17 protein-coding genes and 1 tRNA gene are annotated in these 17,953 nt (G+C 69.2%); 10 read left to right on the top strand and 8 right to left on the bottom strand.

What is annotated here, in order from left to right; all coding sequences use genetic code 11:
- Positions 1-8: 8 nt before the first annotated feature.
- Positions 9-704 carry a DUF5324 family protein gene (locus ACFY3I_RS23430; RefSeq protein ID WP_365285899.1) on the bottom strand — a complete coding sequence of 232 codons (696 nt, stop codon included), beginning with the start codon at positions 702-704 and terminating at the stop codon, positions 9-11.
- A gap of 325 nt (positions 705-1,029) precedes the next feature.
- Here ACFY3I_RS23430 and ACFY3I_RS23425 point away from each other — a divergent pair, with 325 nt between their 5' ends.
- Together ACFY3I_RS23425 and ACFY3I_RS23420 are read left to right on the top strand one after the other, a co-directional pair.
- Complete coding sequence (locus ACFY3I_RS23425; RefSeq protein ID WP_365285901.1) at positions 1,030-1,563, top strand: peptidylprolyl isomerase; 534 nt, start codon at positions 1,030-1,032, stop codon at positions 1,561-1,563.
- Between the two features lie 82 nt (positions 1,564-1,645).
- Positions 1,646-2,527: a rhomboid family intramembrane serine protease gene (locus ACFY3I_RS23420; protein WP_390862414.1), complete on the top strand. Its 882-nt coding sequence runs from the start codon at positions 1,646-1,648 to the stop codon at positions 2,525-2,527.
- 264 nt (positions 2,528-2,791) lie between these two features.
- On the opposite strand, the gene crgA is transcribed toward ACFY3I_RS23420, so the two are convergent.
- Entirely contained in the window at positions 2,792-3,046 is a 255-nt protein-coding gene (gene crgA / locus ACFY3I_RS23415; RefSeq protein ID WP_046727637.1) for a cell division protein CrgA, read from the bottom strand.
- Between the two features lie 152 nt (positions 3,047-3,198).
- Here crgA and ACFY3I_RS23410 point away from each other — a divergent pair, with 152 nt between their 5' ends.
- The 6 genes from ACFY3I_RS23410 to ACFY3I_RS23385 are packed head-to-tail and all read left to right on the top strand — an operon-like array spanning position 3,199 to position 7,323.
- Complete coding sequence (locus tag ACFY3I_RS23410; protein WP_390862412.1) at positions 3,199-3,987, top strand: DUF881 domain-containing protein; 789 nt, start codon at positions 3,199-3,201, stop codon at positions 3,985-3,987.
- 27 nt (positions 3,988-4,014) lie between these two features.
- The gene (locus ACFY3I_RS23405) at positions 4,015-4,698 is read left to right on the top strand and encodes a class E sortase (RefSeq protein ID WP_365285907.1); all 684 of its coding nucleotides are present in this window, start codon (positions 4,015-4,017) and stop codon (positions 4,696-4,698) included.
- A gap of 52 nt (positions 4,699-4,750) precedes the next feature.
- Entirely contained in the window at positions 4,751-4,912 is a 162-nt protein-coding gene (locus tag ACFY3I_RS23400) for a hypothetical protein (protein WP_351869280.1), read from the top strand.
- Positions 4,909-5,547 carry an aminodeoxychorismate/anthranilate synthase component II gene (locus ACFY3I_RS23395; protein ID WP_390862410.1) on the top strand — a complete coding sequence of 213 codons (639 nt, stop codon included), beginning with the start codon at positions 4,909-4,911 and terminating at the stop codon, positions 5,545-5,547. The genes ACFY3I_RS23400 and ACFY3I_RS23395 overlap by 4 nt, the downstream gene beginning before the upstream one ends.
- Positions 5,544-6,554, top strand: coding sequence for a class E sortase (locus ACFY3I_RS23390; protein ID WP_390862408.1), 1,011 nt, complete (start codon positions 5,544-5,546; stop codon positions 6,552-6,554). The genes ACFY3I_RS23395 and ACFY3I_RS23390 overlap by 4 nt, the downstream gene beginning before the upstream one ends.
- A 19-nt stretch (positions 6,555-6,573) precedes the next feature.
- Positions 6,574-7,323, top strand: a complete 750-nt coding sequence (locus ACFY3I_RS23385; protein WP_365285913.1) for a class E sortase — start codon at positions 6,574-6,576, stop codon at positions 7,321-7,323.
- A gap of 86 nt (positions 7,324-7,409) precedes the next feature.
- Here ACFY3I_RS23385 and pknB read toward each other — a convergent pair whose 3' ends face one another.
- The 6 genes from pknB to ACFY3I_RS23355 all read right to left on the bottom strand — a co-directional run bounded on the left by pknB (position 7,410) and on the right by ACFY3I_RS23355 (position 15,623).
- Positions 7,410-9,404 carry a Stk1 family PASTA domain-containing Ser/Thr kinase gene (pknB, locus tag ACFY3I_RS23380; protein WP_390862406.1) on the bottom strand — a complete coding sequence of 665 codons (1,995 nt, stop codon included), beginning with the start codon at positions 9,402-9,404 and terminating at the stop codon, positions 7,410-7,412.
- Between the two features lie 169 nt (positions 9,405-9,573).
- Positions 9,574-11,058, bottom strand: coding sequence for a peptidoglycan D,D-transpeptidase FtsI family protein (locus ACFY3I_RS23375; protein WP_390862404.1), 1,485 nt, complete (start codon positions 11,056-11,058; stop codon positions 9,574-9,576).
- On the bottom strand, positions 11,055-12,497 hold the full coding sequence (locus ACFY3I_RS23370) for an FtsW/RodA/SpoVE family cell cycle protein (RefSeq protein WP_365285919.1): 1,443 nt from the start codon (positions 12,495-12,497) through the stop codon (positions 11,055-11,057). The genes ACFY3I_RS23375 and ACFY3I_RS23370 overlap by 4 nt, the downstream gene beginning before the upstream one ends.
- 27 nt (positions 12,498-12,524) lie before the next feature.
- Positions 12,525-14,102, bottom strand: a complete 1,578-nt coding sequence (locus ACFY3I_RS23365) for a Stp1/IreP family PP2C-type Ser/Thr phosphatase (protein ID WP_365285988.1) — start codon at positions 14,100-14,102, stop codon at positions 12,525-12,527.
- Positions 14,103-14,200: 98 nt separating this feature from the next.
- Positions 14,201-14,728: an FHA domain-containing protein gene (locus ACFY3I_RS23360; RefSeq protein WP_390862402.1), complete on the bottom strand. Its 528-nt coding sequence runs from the start codon at positions 14,726-14,728 to the stop codon at positions 14,201-14,203.
- Between the two features lie 10 nt (positions 14,729-14,738).
- Positions 14,739-15,623, bottom strand: coding sequence for a DUF3662 and FHA domain-containing protein (locus tag ACFY3I_RS23355; protein WP_365285924.1), 885 nt, complete (start codon positions 15,621-15,623; stop codon positions 14,739-14,741).
- Positions 15,624-16,031: 408 nt separating this feature from the next.
- On the opposite strand from ACFY3I_RS23355, the gene ACFY3I_RS23350 reads away from it, so the two are divergent.
- Together ACFY3I_RS23350 and ACFY3I_RS23345 are read left to right on the top strand one after the other, a co-directional pair.
- A tRNA-Leu gene (locus ACFY3I_RS23350) sits at positions 16,032-16,115 on the top strand.
- Between the two features lie 375 nt (positions 16,116-16,490).
- Positions 16,491-17,948: a DUF2252 domain-containing protein gene (locus ACFY3I_RS23345; RefSeq protein ID WP_390862711.1), complete on the top strand. Its 1,458-nt coding sequence runs from the start codon at positions 16,491-16,493 to the stop codon at positions 17,946-17,948.
- The last annotated feature ends 5 nt before the right edge of the window (positions 17,949-17,953 follow it).

Raw genomic sequence — 17,953 nt, 5'->3', positions numbered from 1 at the left:
ACGCCGGCTCAGCGCCCGTTGTCGTCCCGGGAGGTCTGCTCCTCCGCCTCCTTGGCCTGGACCTCGGGGTGCAGGGAGGAACTTCCGTCCACCGAGCTGAGACGGCCCGAATCCGGGACCTCCGTGGCAGCGGGCGGCTCGACCAGCCAGTCCGGGTTGGCCTGCTTGTCCCACCACTTCCAGGTGGCAAAGGCCGCACCGGCCAGCACCCCGGCCACGGCGAAGGCCTTGAACGCCCGGCCGAACGACGAGCGCCGCTGGTTCCTGCGCGCCAGCTTCTCGATCTCCTCGGCCGAGACGTTGCCGCGCAGTGCCGCCAGCGCGGCCGCACCGCGCGCTGTGGCCTCGTCCCGGACGGGCCCGGCCGCCGCCACGGCCTGCTCGATCCTCGGGCGCGAGTAGTCGGCGGCCTGCCGGGCGGCCTTACGGGTCAGATCGGCGGCGTCGTGCGCCGCCTGGTCCACCATCGGTGGCACATGCGTCCGCGCCTGCTCCAGGCGCGGGACGAGACGGGCGTCGTACTGGACGCGGGCCTGCTCGGCGGCCTGCGACATCACGGGCGCGAGCCGTACGCGTGCCTCCTGCGCGTAGTACGCGGCACGCTCCTTGGCCGTGTCGGCGTAGGGCGCCACCACTTCCGCGGCGTGCCGCACGCTGTCCTTCGCCGAGCTGGTCGCGTTGCGCACGCTCTCTTTGCGGGTCACGGGTTTCCTCCTCCTCGGTGGCGTACGGTAATTCGACTTTCCACCCTTTTAGGGATCATGCCTGTCGACGGGCCGACCGGCGCGCGAGGACGGGCATACGGGTGCAACCGGAGCTGAGAGGGGCTTGCCGTCGACAATGCCACGGAACGCCCCCCAGCGCTCCCGCCCAGTGGGAACCCCGCCGCATTTCCGCAAGTGATTCGTGAGGATCCGCGCAGGGACCCGCCAGGCGGGTCACCCGGCCGTCGTACCGTGCGAGGATCGTGAGGGCGAACCCATCACCGGGTTACACGCGAGCACACGAGAGCACAACGGAAGGCGGATCGTGGCCGAGCAGCTCTACGCCACCCTGAAGACCAGTCTCGGCGACATCGAGATCCGGCTCTTCCCGAACCACGCGCCGAAGACGGTCAAGAACTTCGTCGAACTGGCGCGGGGTGAGCGTGAGTGGACCCACCCGGCCACCGGCGCGGTCTCCACCGACCCGTTGTACGACGGCACGCTCTTCCACCGGGTGATCGGCGGTTTCATGATCCAGGGCGGCGACCCGCTCGGCACCGGCATCGGCGGACCCGGCTACAAGTTCGAGGACGAGTTCCACCCGGACCTGCGCTTCGACCGCCCCTACCTGCTGGCGATGGCCAACGCGGGACCCCGCACCAACGGGTCGCAGTTCTTCATCACCGTCAATCCCGCGCCCCACCTCAACCGCAAGCACACGATCTTCGGCGAGGTCGTCGACGCGGACAGCCAGAAGACCGTGGACCGGATCGCCTCCGTCGGCGTCAGCGGGCCGAACAAGCGCCCCGAGACCGACGTCGTCATCGAGACGGTCGTCGTCGAGAAGCGCGAGAGCTGATCCGGCGAAGGGAACCAAACGCCCCGCCCGTCCGTAAGGATGTGCGGGGCAGAGTACTGCGCACGAGGAACGAGGGGACCCCATGGAGGACCAGGCGACAGGCAGCGCGCGCGACGCCCACAGCCTGCCCATGTGCTACCGGCACCAGGACCGGGAGACGGGCGTGCGCTGCACCCGGTGCGAGCGCCCCATCTGCCCCGAGTGCATGGTCAGCGCCTCGGTGGGCTTCCAGTGCCCGGACTGCGTTCGGGGCGCCACCCCCGGCGTGAGCGGCCCGCCCCCCGCCGACACCCGCCCGCGCACCATCGCCGGCGGCACCGTCGCCGCCGACCCCCGGCTGCTCACCAAGATCCTCATCGGCGTCAACCTCGCGGTCTTCCTGGTCCAGATCGCCGTCGGCTGGACCTTCACCGGCGACTTCGAGCTGTTCGGCAGGATCGGGACGGAGGGCGTCGCGGAGGGGCAGTACTACCGGCTGCTGACCGCGATGTTCCTGCACGATCCGCAGAACTACATGCACATCGTGTTCAACATGCTCAGCCTGTGGTGGATCGGCGGCCCCCTGGAGGCGGCCCTCGGCCGCGCCCGCTACCTCGCGCTCTATTTCGTCTCGGGCCTGGCCGGCAGCGCCCTCACCTATCTGCTGGTCGCCCCGACCGGCGCCTCGCTCGGCGCGTCCGGGGCGATCTTCGGCCTCTTCGGCGCGACCGCGGTCCTCATCCGCCGGCTCAACTACGACATGCGGCCGATCATCGCCCTGCTGGTGATCAACCTCATCTTCACCTTCCACGGCGGTATCGCCTGGCAGGCCCATATCGGGGGGCTGGTCGCCGGTGTCGTCACCGGCTACGCGATGGTGCACGCCCCGCGCGAGCGACGGAACCTCATCCAGTACGGGACCTGTGCGCTGGTGCTGCTCCTGACCCTGGTGATCACGGTCGTCCGGACCGCGCAGCTCGGCTGAACCGCATCACGTCGGCGCACCGCACCGATACCGAACCGTTGTCCACAGACTGTCGCGGATCTTGTGCATAGAGTCCGCGCACAGTTGCGCCCCCTGTCTCTCACCTGTGTTTGCGCAGGTGGGGCAGGGGGCGAACGGTTTTTCGGCGGGCGTTGTGGTAGTCGTACCGGCGTCAACGCCCGATGGGTTATCCACAGATCGTCGTCTTTTCCCCAGGTCCATGCACAGGCCTGTGGATAACTCAGCGGATAACCGTGGGCAGAGCTACTTCCACTGCGTGGAGACGCCGAAGCCGGCCGCGATGAAGCCGAAGCCGACGACGATGTTCCAGTTGTCGAGGCTGTCGATGGGCAGCGAGCCGTCGGTCACGTAGAAGACGACGATCCAGGCCAGTCCGATGAGGAACATGGCCAGCATCACCGGCGCGACCCAGGCACGGCTGTTCAGTTTGATGGCGGTCGCCTGCTTCGCCGGGGGCGGCGTGTAGTCGGCCTTCTTGCGGATACGTGACTTCGGCACGAGGGTCTCTCCTGTCGATGCGCTGCGTGGCCGCGCAGGTAACTGGGTCGGGCTCGGAGCAGCGTACAAGGGGACAGTAAGGGCGCACTGACCGCTCCCCCGGGCGTCCGTTAGCGTAGTGCTTCCGCGGCGCCGAAGGAGATAAGGGTACGTTGAGCAATTCTGCCGACTCCAATGCCACCGGATCAACGGGGGCGGACCCGGCGCGCAGGGGAGGCCTCCGGCCGGTACGGATTCTCACCGTGGCCGTCTTCGCCCTGGCCGGTCTTCTCTTCTTCACCAGCTTCAACACGGCCAAGGGCACCGACATCCGCTCGGACGACAATCTGCTGAAGCTGTCCGACCTGATCCAGGAGCGCAGCCGCAAGAACAAGGAGCTGGACGAGTCCAACGCCGGCTCACGGGACCGCAACGAGAAGCTCGCCGAGCGGGACGACGGCTCCAGCAAGGCCGAGGACGACAAGCTCGCCGCCCTGGAGAAGGACGCGGGCACCCAGAAGCTGTCCGGCGACGCGATCACCGTCACCCTGAACGACGCCCCGCCGAACGCCACCGCCAAGCTCCCCGGATATCCCGAGCCGCAGCCCGACTACCTGGTCATCCACCAGCAGGACCTGCAGGCCGTCGTGAACGCCCTGTGGCAGGGCGGTGCCCGGGGCATCAAGGTCATGGACCAGCGTCTGATCTCCACCAGTGCCGTGCGGTGCGTGGGCAACACCCTGATCCTCCAGGGCCGGGTGTACTCGCCGCCGTACAGGATCCAGGCGGTGGGGGACCCGGCGAAGATGCAGAAGGCGCTGGCGGACTCCGAGGCGATCCAGAACTACATGGTCTACGTCAACGTGTACGGCCTCGGCTGGAAAGTCACCGAGGACGGGACGGTGACTCTTCCGGGCTACTCGGGCACAGTGGATCTGCACTACGCGAAGCCCGTGGGGTGAGCAGCCCGTCGTCTTCTGGAGCCGCCGGTGCGCGTGATCGTCAGGACCGTCAGCGAGCTCTGCATCACCGTCGGCACCCTCATGGTCCTCTTCGTCGTGTACGTGCTGTTCTGGACCGGTGTGAAGGCCGACGGCGTCATGCACGACCAGATCGACCGGCTGCAGCGGCAGTGGTCGGCCGGCGCCACGGTGCCCGGTACGGGCGGGGCGGCCGCCACCCCCGCCGAACCGGCCGCGTACCACTACGGCAAGCCGTTCGCGATCATGTACATCCCCCGGTTCGGTTTCACGTGGAACAAGCCCGTCCTGGAGGGCACCGGGACCGACGTGCTGCAGAAGGGCCTCGCCCACTACGCGCGCACCGCCCGGCTGGGTCAGGAGGGCAACTTCGCCGTCGCCGGTCACCGGCGCACGTACGGCGATCCGTTCCTGGACTTCCCGCAGCTCCGCCGGGGTGACGCGGTCGTCCTGACCGACGGTACGACCTGGTTCACGTATCGGATCGACAAAGGCCCATACAAAACAGTTCCGACGGACGTTGAAGTGATCGACCCTGTGCCACGTAAGTCCGGGTATACGCGTCCAGGCCGCTATCTCACGCTGACCACGTGCGATCCGGAATGGGGGCACAGTCATCGGCTGATCGTCTGGGCGCACCTGGACTCCACACAGCCTGTGGAGGCAGGCAGACCCAGGGCGTTGCGCCGTTAGTCTGGTGCAGTACGGCGGGATTCTGGTGCCGTGGTGGAACGGAAGGGACGGCATGTACGGCTGGATCTGGCGGCATCTGCCGGGCAGTGCGTGGGTGAGGGCGTTGATCTCGCTCGTGCTGGTCCTGGCCGTGGTCTATGTCCTCTTCCAGTACGTCTTCCCCTGGGCCGAACCACTGCTGCCCTTCAACGATGTGACGGTGGACAACCAGTGAGCGCGCGGATTCTCGTCGTCGACAACTACGACAGCTTCGTCTTCAACCTGGTCCAGTACCTGTACCAGCTGGGCGCCGAGTGCGAGGTGCTGCGCAACGACGAGGTGTCCACGGCCCACGCCCAGGACGGCTTCGACGGCGTCCTGCTGTCGCCCGGGCCCGGCACGCCGGAGCAGGCGGGCGTCTGCGTGGAGATGGTCCGCCACTGCGCCGCCACCGGCGTCCCCGTCTTCGGCGTCTGCCTCGGCATGCAGTCGATGCAGGTGGCGTACGGAGGTGTGGTGGACCGGGCTCCGGAGCTGCTGCACGGCAAGACCTCGCTGGTGGAGCACGAGGGCAGGGGCGTCTTCGCCGGACTGCCGACGCCGTTCACCGCGACCCGCTACCACTCGCTCGCCGCCGAGCCGGCCACCGTGCCGGCCGAGCTGGAGGTCACGGCCCGCACCCACGACGGGATCATCATGGGCCTCAGGCACCGTGAACTCCCGGTCGAGGGAGTCCAGTTCCATCCCGAGTCGGTGCTGACCGAGCACGGGCACCGGATGCTGGCCAACTGGCTGGCGGAGTGCGGTGACCAAGGAGCCGTGGCGAGGTCGGCGGGGCTCGCCCCGGTGGTGGGCAGGGCCACGGCGTGACCGCGCTGCGCCCCGAGCGCGAGACCGGTACCCCGTACGGGGATCAGTCGTACGGGGGATCGAACGCGCTCGGAGGCACGGCATACATCCCGCCGGCCGACGACGAGACCGTGGCGCTGCGAATCCCCGACCCACCGCCCATATCGGCGTCTGCGGGCACATCGGCATCACCAGCCCCTGGACTACCGGAAGGCGGCCGAGCGGCCCGCAGGAAGGCAGCCAGGCGGCGTGGTGGCCGTCATGGCGGCGCACCGGAGAGCGCGCCGCCGGAGAACACCCCGTCGGGCAGGCCGCTCTCCCGGGTGGAGGCACGCCGGCAGGCGCGGCTGCGCAAGCCGAGTCCGGCCGTCGTGGCGAGCCGGGCGATAGGCGAGGTGTTCATCACCACCGGTGTGCTGATGCTGCTGTTCGTCACCTACCAGCTGTGGTGGACCAACGTCCGGGCTCATGCCCAGGCGGGCAGCGAGGCCAGCAGCCTCCAGAAGGACTGGGCGAGCGGCAAGCGCGCGCCCGGTGTCTTCGCGCCCGGTCAGGGGTTCGCCATCCTGCACATCCCCAAGCTGGACGTGGTGGCGCCGATAGCCGAGGGCGTCAGCAACAAGAAGGTCCTCGACAAGGGCATGGTCGGCCACTACGGCGAGGGCGTGCTCAAGACCGCGATGCCGCAGGACAAGACCGGTAACTTCGGCCTGGCCGCGCACCGCAACACGCACGGCGAGCCGTTCCGGTACATCAACCGGCTGACGGCCGGTGACGCGGTCGTGGTCGAGACGCAGGACGAGTATTTCGTGTACAAGGTGACGTCGATGCTGCCGGTGACGTCGCCGGGCAACGTGAGCGTGCTGGACCCGGTCCCGAAGGGCTCGGGCTTCACCGCGCCGGGCCGGTACATCACCCTGACCACCTGCACGCCGGAGTTCACCAGCAAGTACCGGCTGATCGTGTGGGGCAAGATGGTCGAGGAACGTCCGCGCAGCAAGGGCAAGCCAGACGCGCTCGTCGAGTAAGGGCAGAGGCAGAGGAACAGTGGCAGCGACCGCCGACGACACCCAAGAGCAGAGCGACGCGCAGGACGCGGTGCCCGGACCGGGCCGCCGGCCGATCGGACCGGTCGCCATGGCGGTCAGCGTCTTCGGTGAACTCCTCATCACGGCGGGGCTGGTGCTCGGCCTGTTCGTCGTCTACTCGCTGTGGTGGACGAACGTCATAGCGGACCGCAAGGCCGACCGGGAGGGCGACCGGGTCCGTGACACCTGGGCCCACCAGGACACCGGGCCGGGCGCGCTGAACACGAAGAACGGCATCGGCTTCCTGCACGTGCCGTCCATGCGGAACGGCGAGGTGCTGGTGGAGAAGGGGACGTCGACGGACGTCCTCAACGACGGGGTGGCCGGCTACTACACCGACCCCGCCAAGGCGATGCTCCCCACCACCGGCAAGAAGGGCAACTTCACCCTCGCCGCCCACCGCGACGGCCACGGCGCGAAGTTCCACAACATCGACAAGGTGAAGGTCGGCGACCCGATCGTCTTCGAGACGCGGGACGACTGGTACGTCTACAAGGCCTACTCGGTCCTCCCCGAGACCTCGAAGTACAACGTCAAGGTCCTCGCCCAGATCCCCAAGGAGTCCGGCAAGACCAAGCCGGGCCACTACATCACCCTGACGACCTGCACGCCGGTGTACACGAGCCGGTACCGGTACGTGGTCTGGGGCGAACTGGTCCGCGTCCAGAAGGTCGACAGCGAGCGGACGCTGCCGGAGGAACTGCGCTAGCGCGACGACGTCGACGGTGAAAGGCCGGAGCCCCGGTCCCCTTCCGCACGGAAGGGGACCGGGGCTCCGGCTTGCGCGGGGTGGTCTCAGCCGTTGTTGCCGCCGAAGAAGCCGCCGCCGCCGCCGTTGTTCCCGCCGTTGTTCCCGTTGCCGCCGCCGCCCACCGTGGTGAGGGTGATCGTCGTGCCGCCCGGGTTGTCCACGGGGGTGTTGGCCGGCGGGTTCTGCTGGGCGACGAAGGCGTTGTCGCTTGAGTCGCCGTTGAACTGGAACTGGGTGAAGCCGGCCGCCTGCAGGGTCTGCTTGGCCTGCTGGACGGTCTGGCCGACCACGTTAGGAACGGGGGTCTGCTGCTGCTTGGCCTTGCCGATCTGGATGTTCACCGTGGAGTTCTTGTCGACCTGCCTGCCCGGCTGAGGGTCGGTCGAGACGACCTTGCCGGCCAGGTTGGGGTCGTCGGTGTCGACCTCCGTGCAGTTGCCGACGAGGTTGTTCTGCTTCATCTGGTCCTTGGCCGCGTCACAGGTCTGGCCGCTGACGTCGGGGACCGTCGACTTCTCCTCGGCCTTGGCGATGGTGAGGGTGATCGTGGTGCCCTTCTGGACCTCCGTGCCAAGGGTCGGATTCTGCTCCAGGACGGTGCCGGGGTCCTCGCCGGAGGTCCGCTGCTTCGTCTTGACGACGAACTGGTACTTGTCGCCCTCGAGCGTCGACTTGGCGTCGTCGATGTTCTGACCGAGGACACTCGGTACCGCCACCTTCGGCGCGCCCGTCGACACCACCAGGTTGATCGTGTCGCCCTTGTTGACGTCCGTGCCGGCGGTCGGGTCCTGGGAACAGACCTTGCCCTTGGGCGCCTTCTCACAGGGCTTGCGGGTCGGGTCCGCCAGTTTCAGGCCGGAGTTGTCGGCCATCTTCTGCGCGTCCGAGTAGGTCTGGCCCACGAAGTTCGGGGCGGCGAAGGGCTTGTCCCCGCCGTTGCCGCTGACCACCCACTTGCCGATCAGGATCGAGCCGACCAGCACCAGGATGCCGGCGACCACGAGCAGGATCGTGGAGGTGTTGCTCTTCTTCTGCTGGCGGCGGCGGTCCGGACGCTCGTCGTAGCCGTAGCCCCCGTCGTCCGGGTTCATCGGCGGGAGCATCGTCGTGGCGCCGCCGTCGGAGCGCAGAGCCGTCGTCTGCTGGTCGTCCGGGTAGCCGTAGCCCACCGAACCCATCGCCGCGGTGGCGGCGACCGGCTGGCCGTCGAGGCAGGCCTCGATGTCGGCACGCATCTCGTCGGCCGACTGGTAGCGGTAGTTCGGGTCCTTGACCAGGGCCTTCAGGACGATGGCGTCCATCTCGGGCGTGATCTCGGGGTCGAAGACCGAAGGGGGCTGCGGTTCCTCGCGGACGTGCTGGTAGGCGACGGCCACCGGGCTGTCACCGACGAACGGGGGCCGTACCGTCAGCAGCTCGTAGAGGAGGCAACCCGTCGAGTACAGGTCCGAGCGGGCGTCGACCTGCTCGCCCTTCGCCTGCTCCGGGGAGAGGTACTGGGCCGTGCCGATGACCGCGGCCGTCTGGGTCATGGTCATGCCGGAGTCGCCCATGGCGCGGGCGATGCCGAAGTCCATCACCTTGACCTGGCCGTTGCGCGTGAGCATGACGTTCGCCGGCTTGATGTCACGGTGCACGATGCCGCTGCGGTGCGCGTACTCCAGGCCCTGGAGGATGCCGATGGTCATTTCCATCGCGCGCTCGGGCAGCAGCTTGCGCCCGGAGTGCAGCAGCTCACGGAGCGTCGAGCCGTCCACGTACTCCATGACGATGTACGGGATCGAGACCCCGTCGATGTAGTCCTCGCCCGTGTCGTAGACCGCGACGATCGCGGGATGGTTGAGCGAGGCGGCCGACTGGGCCTCCCGGCGGAACCGGGCCTGGAAGGACGGATCGCGCGCGAGGTCCGCGCGCAGCGTCTTCACCGCCACCGTGCGGCCGAGCCGGGTGTCATGCGCGAGGTAGACCTCCGCCATGCCACCACGGCCGAGCACGTGGCCCAGTTCGTACCGGCCGCCTAGGCGACGCGGCTCTTCCATAGTTCCCTACCAGCCCTCTCCGTCGGTCCCGACCGGCACGGGTGTGCGGTCGGAGGCTGCCGTCCGGGCCTACCGTACCCGGCTGTGTTTGTGTGACCTGGCCAAGCCCGTAACCCGATACAGGACCGGTATGTCAACGTGCACCGATGTGAAGGGGACGTGAGCGGGGTCACTTCCTGGAGTTGATGACCGCCTCCATCACGCTCTTCGCGATCGGGGCCGCGAGGCCGCCGCCGGAGATGTCGTCGCGGTTCGCCTGGTCGTCCTCGATCACCACGGCGACGGCCACGGGCTTGCTGCCGTCGGGGAGCTTGGCGTACGAGATGAACCAGGCGTAGGGGTTCTCGCTGTTCTCCACACCGTGCTGCGCGGTGCCTGTCTTGCCGCCCACGGTGGCGTCGCTGATCTGGGCGTTCGTGCCGGTGCCCTCCTTGACGACCGTCTCCATCATCGACTGGAGGATCTGGGCGTTCGCGGAGGACAGCGGCTGGCTCATCTCCTCGGGGTCGGTCTGGGAGATGGTGTCCAGGTTCGACGACTGCAGCTTGTCGACCATGTAGGGCTTCATCAGCTTGCCGTCGTTGGCGACCGCCGAGGCGACCATGGCCATCTGCAGCGGGGTCGCGGCGGTGTTGTACTGGCCGATCGAGGACAGCGCGGTCTGCGACTGGTTCATGTCGTCGGAGAAGACCGAGGCGCTGGAGCGGACCGGGGTGAACTGCTCCTCGTCGAAGCCGAACTTCTTGGCCTCGGCGAGCATCTTGTCGTTGCCGAGGTCGGCGCCGATCTTGCCGAAGACGGTGTTGCAGGAGTACCGCAGCGCGATCCGCATGGTCGCGTTCTTGCAGGGGATGCTGCCCTCGTTCTTCAGCTCGGTCGTGGTGCCCGGCATGACGTACGGCAGGGGGGACTTCGTGGCCTGGTCCGCGGAGGTGTACAGCCCGTTCTGGAGGGCGGCCGCGGCGGTGACGACCTTGAAGGTGGAGCCGGGCGGGTAGGTCTCGCGCAGCGCCCGGTTCAGCATCGGGTCGTTGGGGTCGTACTTCTTCTGCAGCTTCTTCCAGGCCTCGGCGTCCTTGTCCGAGGTGCCGGCGAAGGCGGAGGGGTCGTACGACGGGTAGGAGGCCAGGGCCAGGATCTTGCCCGTGGCGGGGTCCAGGGCGACGACGGCGCCCTTGCCGCCCTGCTTCTTCAGCCCGTTGTAGGCGGCGTTCTGGGCGGCGGCGTTGAGGGTGGTGACGACGTTGCCGCCCTGCCGCTGCTTGCCCGTGATCATGTCGAGGGTGTTGCGGAAGAAGAGCCGGTCGTCGTTGCCGGTGAGGATGCCGTCCTCGAGGCTCTCCAGCTGGTTGGCGCCGAAGGCCTGGGAGGCGTACCCGGTGACCGGGGCCCACATGGGGCCGTTCTTGTACGTCCGCTTGTACTTCAGGTCGTTGAGTCCCGACGAGCCGGACGCCGTGGAGCCGGTGACCGGGTCGCCGTCGACGATGAGGTCGCCGCGCGGGGTGGAGTAGCGGGCGATGGTGACCCGGCGGTTCTTCGGGTCGGTCTTGAGGGTGTCCGCCTTGACGTACTGGAGCCAGTTGTCGCGCAGCAGCAGGGTGAGGACCAGCAGGCCGCAGAAGAGCGCGATCCGGCGCAGGGGCTTGTTCATGAGGGGCGGACCACCTGGGTCATCTCGGCGTCGGGGGTGCTGGCGGGCGCGGGCGCCGGGCGGCGCGCGGTGTCGCTGATCCTGATGAGGATGCCGATCAGCGCCCAGTTGGCGAGCACGGAGGAACCGCCGTAGGCCATGAACGGCATCGTCATACCCGTCAGCGGGATGAGACCCATGACACCGCCGGCGACGACGAAGACCTGGAGGGCGAAGGCGCCGGACAGGCCGACCGCGAGCAGCTTGCCGAAGGGGTCGCGGGCGGCCAGCGCGGTGCGTACGCCGCGCTCCACGATCAGGCCGTAGATCAGCAGGATCGCCATGATCCCGGCCAGGCCGAGTTCCTCGCCGAAGGTGGCGAGGATGAAGTCCGAGTTGGCGGCGAACCGGATGAGGTCGGAGTGGCCCTGGCCGAGGCCGGTGCCGAGGGTGCCGCCGGAACCGAAGGCCCACAGCGCCTGCATGGACTGCTCGGAGTGGCCGATGACGCCCTGCTGGCTGAGCGTGTACTCCTTCATCGGGTCGAGCCAGGCCTGGACACGCTGCTGCACGTGCGGTTCGAAGCTCGCCACACCGACGGCGCCGGCCGCGGACATCAGCAGACCGAAGAAGATCCAGCTGGTCCGCTCGGTGGCGACGTACAGCATGATGACGAACATTCCGAAGAACAGCAGCGAGGTGCCGAGGTCGGTCTCGAAGACCAGGATCAGGATCGACATCAGCCAGACGACGAGGATCGGACCGAGGTCGCGGCCACGCGGCAGGTACAGGCCCATGAAGCGGCGGCTGGCCAGGGCCAGTGCGTCGCGCTTCACCATCAGGTAGCCGGCGAAGAAGATCGCCAGGGCGATCTTCGCGAACTCACCGGGCTGCAGCGAGCCCAGGCCCGGGACCCGGATCCAGATCTTGGCGCCGTAGATGTTGGCGCCGAGGCCCGGCACCAGCGGCAGGACGAGCAGCACGAGGGCGCCGAACATCGAGATGTACGTGTAGCGCTGCAGGACGCGGTGGTCCTTCAGGAAGATCAGCACGACGACGAACAGGCCGATGCCCAGCGCGGTGTACAGCAGCTGGCGGGGCGCGGCCTGGAAGTAGTTGGGCAGCGACTGCAGCAGCTTCGACTGGTCGAGCCGCCAGATGACCACCAGACCGAGGCCGTTGAGCAGGGTGGCCAGCGGCAGCAGCAGCGGGTCCGCGTACGGGGCGAACTTCCGCACGGCGAGGTGACCGACCGCGGCCAGCAGACCGAGGCCCAGGCCGTAGCTCAGCAGTCCCGCGGGGACCTTGTCGCTGACGGCCAGGCCCACGTTGGCGTAGGCGAAGACCGGGATGGCGACGGCGAACACCAGCAGCGCGAGCTCGGTGTTGCGCCGGCTCGGGGTCCCGATGGAGCCGATGGTGGACGTGTGGTTCGTCGACGTGTTGGTAGTACTGCTCATCGTGTGACAGGGCCTCTCACGGCTTGCCTACTGCTTACCGCACAGCGAGACGACCTTCTGCTCATCCTCCGAGAGGGTGGGGCCGGGGCTGGGGGTCGCTGAGGTGGACGGGGACGGTGACGCCGTGGAGGACGCCGAGTGCGAAGGGCTTGGCGAGGCCTTGGACGTGAGAGAGGTCTTGGTGGTTCCCGAGGTGCCGCCGGTCTCGCCCTGACCGGTCTTGGACCCGGTGGTGGAGCCGGTCTTCGACCCGGACGCGGAGCGCTCCGACTCCTTCTTGCAGGCGGAGGCCTGCACGGCCAGCTCCTGGACCTTCGACTGGGCGTCGGTGAGACCGCCCTCGGCGATGGTGGCCTTGACCTGCTTCTGCTGGTAGGGCGGCAGGTACTTGAGTTCGATCTCGGGGTGGTCCTTCTCCACCTTCGAGAGCGAGACCCACGCCAGGTCCTGGCTGATGCCCTGGTACAGCGCGACGTGCTCGCCGTTGACGCCGACGTAGTACTGGGTCTGCGTCCAGCGGTAGCCGCCGTACAGGCCGCCGCCGATCACGGCGAGGGCGAGGATGCCGAAGAACGATCTCTTCAGCCACCGGCGGCCCTTGCGGGGCTTGACGAAGTCGTCGTCGGTGTAGTCGCCGAAACTGCCGGCCGGGTCGTACCCGGTGGTGTCGCCGGAGCCGGGCGGCCCGAACTCGCCGCCCCCGCCCTGCCCGGGCACCTGCCGGCCGAGGTTCGCGGCCCGTCCGGCCGGGGTCTGCATGAAGCCGTTGTCGTGCAGGTGCTGCTGGTTCTCGGCGACCGCGCCGACCACGACCGGGGTGTCGGAGAGCTGCCCGGCGAGGGTGTCCCCGGTGTCCAGGTCGAGGACGTCCGCGATGATGACCGTGATGTTGTCCGGGCCGCCGCCGCGCAGCGCGAGCTGGATCAGCTCCTGCACGGTCTCCTGCGGTCCCTGGTAGCTGGCGAGGGTCTCCTCCAGGGTCTGGTGGGAGACGACCCCGGAGAGCCCGTCGGAGCAGATGAGATAACGGTCACCGGCGCGCACCTCGCGGATCGACAGATCCGGCTCGACGTGGTCGCCGCTGCCGAGCGCCCGCATCAGCAGCGAGCGCTGCGGGTGGGTGGTGGCCTCTTCCTCGGTGATCCGGCCCTCGTCGACCAGCCGCTGCACCCAGGTGTGGTCCTGGGTGATCTGCGTGAGCAGGCCGTCCCGCAGCAGGTACGCGCGGGAGTCGCCGACATGCACCAGGCCGAGCCGCTGGCCGGTCCACAGCAGGGCGGTGAGGGTGGTCCCCATCCCCTCCAGCTGCGGGTCCTCCTCGACCATGGCGCGCAGCTGGTCGTTGGCGCGCTGCACGGCGTGGCCGAGGGAGGTGAGGATGTCCGAGCCGGGCACGTCGTCGTCGAGCGTCACCAGGGTGGAGATCACCTCCGAGGAGGCGACCTCGCCAGCGGCCTGGCCGCCCATGCCGTCGGCGATGGCGAGCAGGCGCGGTCCGGCGTAACCGGAGTCCTCGTTGCCCTCCCGGATCATGCCTTTGTGCGATCCGGCGGCGAAGCGCAGTGACAGACTCATGCGCACCTCGCCCGTCGGCTCCGGGTACATCCGCACGGTGCCCACCCTCCGGTCGGGAGCGCGCCGGCGACCGGTGTCCGGTCCGCCGCTGCGTGCTCGCTCCGCTCGCGCCTATCCATGATGTAGCACTACTTCCGCAGCTCGATGACGGTTTTGCCGATGCGGATCGGCGCGCCCAGCGGGATCGGCGTGGGAATCGTCAGCCGGGACCGGTCCAGGTACGTGCCGTTCGTGGACCCGAGGTCCTCGACGATCCACTGACCGTCGCGGTCCGGGTAGATCCTGGCATGGCGGCTGGAGGCGTAGTCGTCGTCCAGCACGATCGTCGAGTCGTGGGCGCGGCCCAGGGTGATGGTCTGGCCCTGGAGGGCGACCGTCGTGCCCGTGAGCGTGCCCTCGGAGACCACGAGCTTGCTGGGCGCGTTGCGCCGCCTGCCGCCGCCCCCGGCCGCCTGCTGCTGGCCGCGCTGCTGCGGTGGTGCGGCCTGCTGGCGGGCGGCGGGCTGCTGCCGGCGTCCTTCTTCCCTACGCGATCCGCGCTGGGTGACGCGCGTACCGAACAGGTCGCTGCGGATGACCTGCACGGCCACGATCACGAACAGCCACAGTACGGCCAGGAAACCCAGCCGCATGACCGTGAGGGTCAGCTCTGACATTGCCCCCGCTTCACCCTTCGGCTTGCCGGTAAATGATGGTGGTGCTGCCCACGACGATCCGCGAGCCGTCGCGGAGCGTAGCGCGGGTGGTGTGCTGCCCGTCCACCACGATGCCGTTGGTGGATCCGAGATCCTGGATCGTCGAGGGCGTTCCGGTCCGGATCTCGCAGTGCCGGCGGGAGACGCCGGGGTCGTCGATCCGCACGTCGGCCTCGGTGCTGCGGCCCAGCACGAGCGTCGCGCGGGAGATCTGGTGGCGGTTGCCGTTGATCTCGATCCAGTAGCGGGTCCGGGAGCCGGGCGCCGGGGCGCCGACCGGTCCGGAGGGGCCTGCGGGCCGCTGGGCGGCGGGCTGGCCCGGCTGCGGGTAGCCGTAGCCGCCGGGGCGCTGCGGGGCGCCGGGAGGCGGTGCGCTGGGCATGGGCGGGGCCGCGGCGGACTGCGGGTAGCCGTAGCCGCCCGAACGCTGCGGGGCGCCGCCGGCCGCGGGAGCGCGCTCCGGAACGTCCTGCTGGTTGCTGGAGGAGGCGAGGGTGCGGCTGCGCACCCGGTACAGGCCGGTGTCCAGGTCCTCGGCCTTCTCCAGGTTGACCTTGATCGGCCCCATGAAGGTGTAGCGCTGCTGCTTGGCGTAGTCGCGGACCATCCCGGCGAGCTCGTCGCCGAGCTGCCCGGAGTAGGGGCTGAGGCGCTCGAAGTCGGGCGCGCTCAGCTCGACGATGAAGTCATTGGGTACGACGGTCCGGTCGCGGTTCCAGATGGTCGCGTTGTTGTCGCACTCGCGCTGCAGCGCACCGGCGATCTCCACGGGCTGGACCTCGGACTTGAACACCTTGGCGAAGGTGCCGTTGACCAGACCTTCGAGACGCTGCTCGAACTTCTTCAGGACTCCCACAGGGCACCTCCTCTGTCGCGTTGCCCGTACGGCTTGCCTTACCGCTACTGCTCACTGATCGTATCTACGCGCCCGGCAATCAGCCGGTTCCCCCAGCGGCCCCCCTTCGAACTCCTCGGCGTGCTTCTCCCTGCCCGGGATCGGCACTTCCGCTGCCAAGGATCGTAGAGGCGGCCCCTCACCAGTGTCCCGCACCCGACTGCGGACCTGATCCGTCTCGTGTACAGATGGCCTGGACCGGTACGAGGTTGATACGTGAACGCCGACTGCCCGGTACGTGGGCGTCGGGTGAGCGCTGCCCGCAGACAAGGGATGTGAACCCACCCCTCCCCACGTGCTAGTGTTCTGCATGTCGGAAGGCGACGCGCCGAAGGAAACACAGGGGCGGGACCGGAAGACACACCCAATGCGCGGGTGGCGGAATAGGCAGACGCGCTGGATTCAGGTTCCAGTGCCCGCAAGGGCGTGGGGGTTCAACTCCCCCCTCGCGCACAGAGGCAGAAGGCCCATCGTGATCACGATGGGCCTTCTGTTCGTATCCGGGGGCGACTTGATCCGGTCCGCCGCGGTGTGATGTTCCTTCCGGTGTGAGGTCTCTCTCACTGGAGCGCCGCGGGGCGGCGAGGTGGCCATGACCACACCCGGCGCGGCGGACTCCGGGCGGTGAGCACACGGGCCGTGGGCACGGGGTGCGACCGGACGGTCACACACGGACGCCGGCGGGCGCCGGGGCCGGCGATCGTCAGGAGCCTGCGCAGCCGGGCCGGTTGCCGGTGAGCGGCGGCTCGGCCGGCGAGGGCGCGGCCGTGCCCCGCGTCCACAGGGTCTGACGGGTTCCGGCCCCTCGCTGTACCGTTCCCCGAGTTGATGTTCGTGCGGGCGGGGAGTGCGGGGGAGGCGGTCGGCGTGACCGGAGGGGAAGAGCCGAGGAGGGGCGAGGCGCGCAAGCTGCCCGCGCCCAGGGGCTTCGCCCGGTGGCCGGTGAAGGGCTCGCCCAAGGAGGAGGGCAAGGCGCTGCGTTCGGCCGTGCCGCGCGGTGTGCACGCCGCCCTGGACCTGGACGGCTCCCGGCCCGACGCGGTGAGCGCCGTCGAGGAGTCCAACCGCGACCGCATCCCGGAGCTGGTCCCGATCAGGGTCGGCAGGATGGCGGCGAGCCCGTTCGCGTTCCTGCGCGGCTCGGCCGGTCTGATGGCGCACGACCTGGCCCGCACTCCGATGACCAGGATCGCCACCCAGATCTGCGGTGACGCCCACGCGGCCAACTTCGGTCTGTACGGCGACCCGCGCGGCGAACTGGTCATCGACCTGAACGACTTCGACGAGACGGTGCCCGGCCCCTGGGAGTGGGACCTCAAGCGGCTCGCCGCCTCCCTGGTGCTGGCCGGCCGCGAGGCGGGCGCCGACGAGGACACGTGCCGCAAGGCGGCCGGTGACGCGGCAGGCGCCTACCGCCGCACCATGCGTCTGCTGGCGAAGCTCCCGGTGCTGGACGCGTGGAACGCCATCGCGGACGAGGAACTGGTCTCCCACTCCGACGCCCACGACATGCTCGGCACCCTGCGACGGGTCTCGGAGAAGGCCCGCGCCAACACCAGCGGCCGGTTCGCGGCCCGCTCCACCGAGCCCACCGAGAACGGCGGGCGCCGCTTCGTGGACGCGGCGCCGGTGCTGCGCCGGGTCGCGGACGAGGAGGCGGAGGCGGTCGTGGCGGCCCTTGAGCACTACGTCACCACGCTCTCCGAGGACCGCCACCCGCTGCTCTCCCGGCACGCGCCGCACGACGTCGCCTTCCGGATAGTGGGCACCGGCAGTGTCGGCACCCGGTCGTACGTCGTGCTGCTCCTGGACCATCGCGGCGAGCCGCTGATCCTGCAGGTCAAGGAGGCCCGCCCGTCCGCGCTCGTCCCGCACCTGGCGACGGCCGGATTCGACGCGCCGGCCGTCGACCACGAGGGGCGCCGGGTGGTCCTCGGGCAGAAGCGGATGCAGGTGGTCAGCGACATCCTGCTCGGCTGGACCACGGTGGCGGGCCGTCCCTTCCAGGTCCGCCAGTTCCGCAACCGCAAGGGCAGCGTCGACCCGGCCGCCCTGGCCCCCGACCAGATCGACGACTACGGGCGGATGACCGGCGCCCTGCTGGCCCGCGCCCACTCGCACAGCGCGGACCCCCGCCTGATCGCCGGTTACTGCGGCAAGAACGAGGAACTGGACGAGGCGATCGCCGCGTTCGCGGTGGCCTACGCCGACCGTACGGAGGCCGACCACGAGGTCCTGGCCACCGCGGTCCGGACGGGCCGGATCCCGGCGGAAACCGGGGTGTGACCGCT

It is taken from the genome of Streptomyces sp. NPDC001068, from assembly GCF_042897315.1.
Classification (GTDB): domain Bacteria; phylum Actinomycetota; class Actinomycetes; order Streptomycetales; family Streptomycetaceae; genus Streptomyces.
Note: the sequence above shows the minus strand (reverse complement) of the source record. Positions and strands in the feature narration are given on the sequence as shown.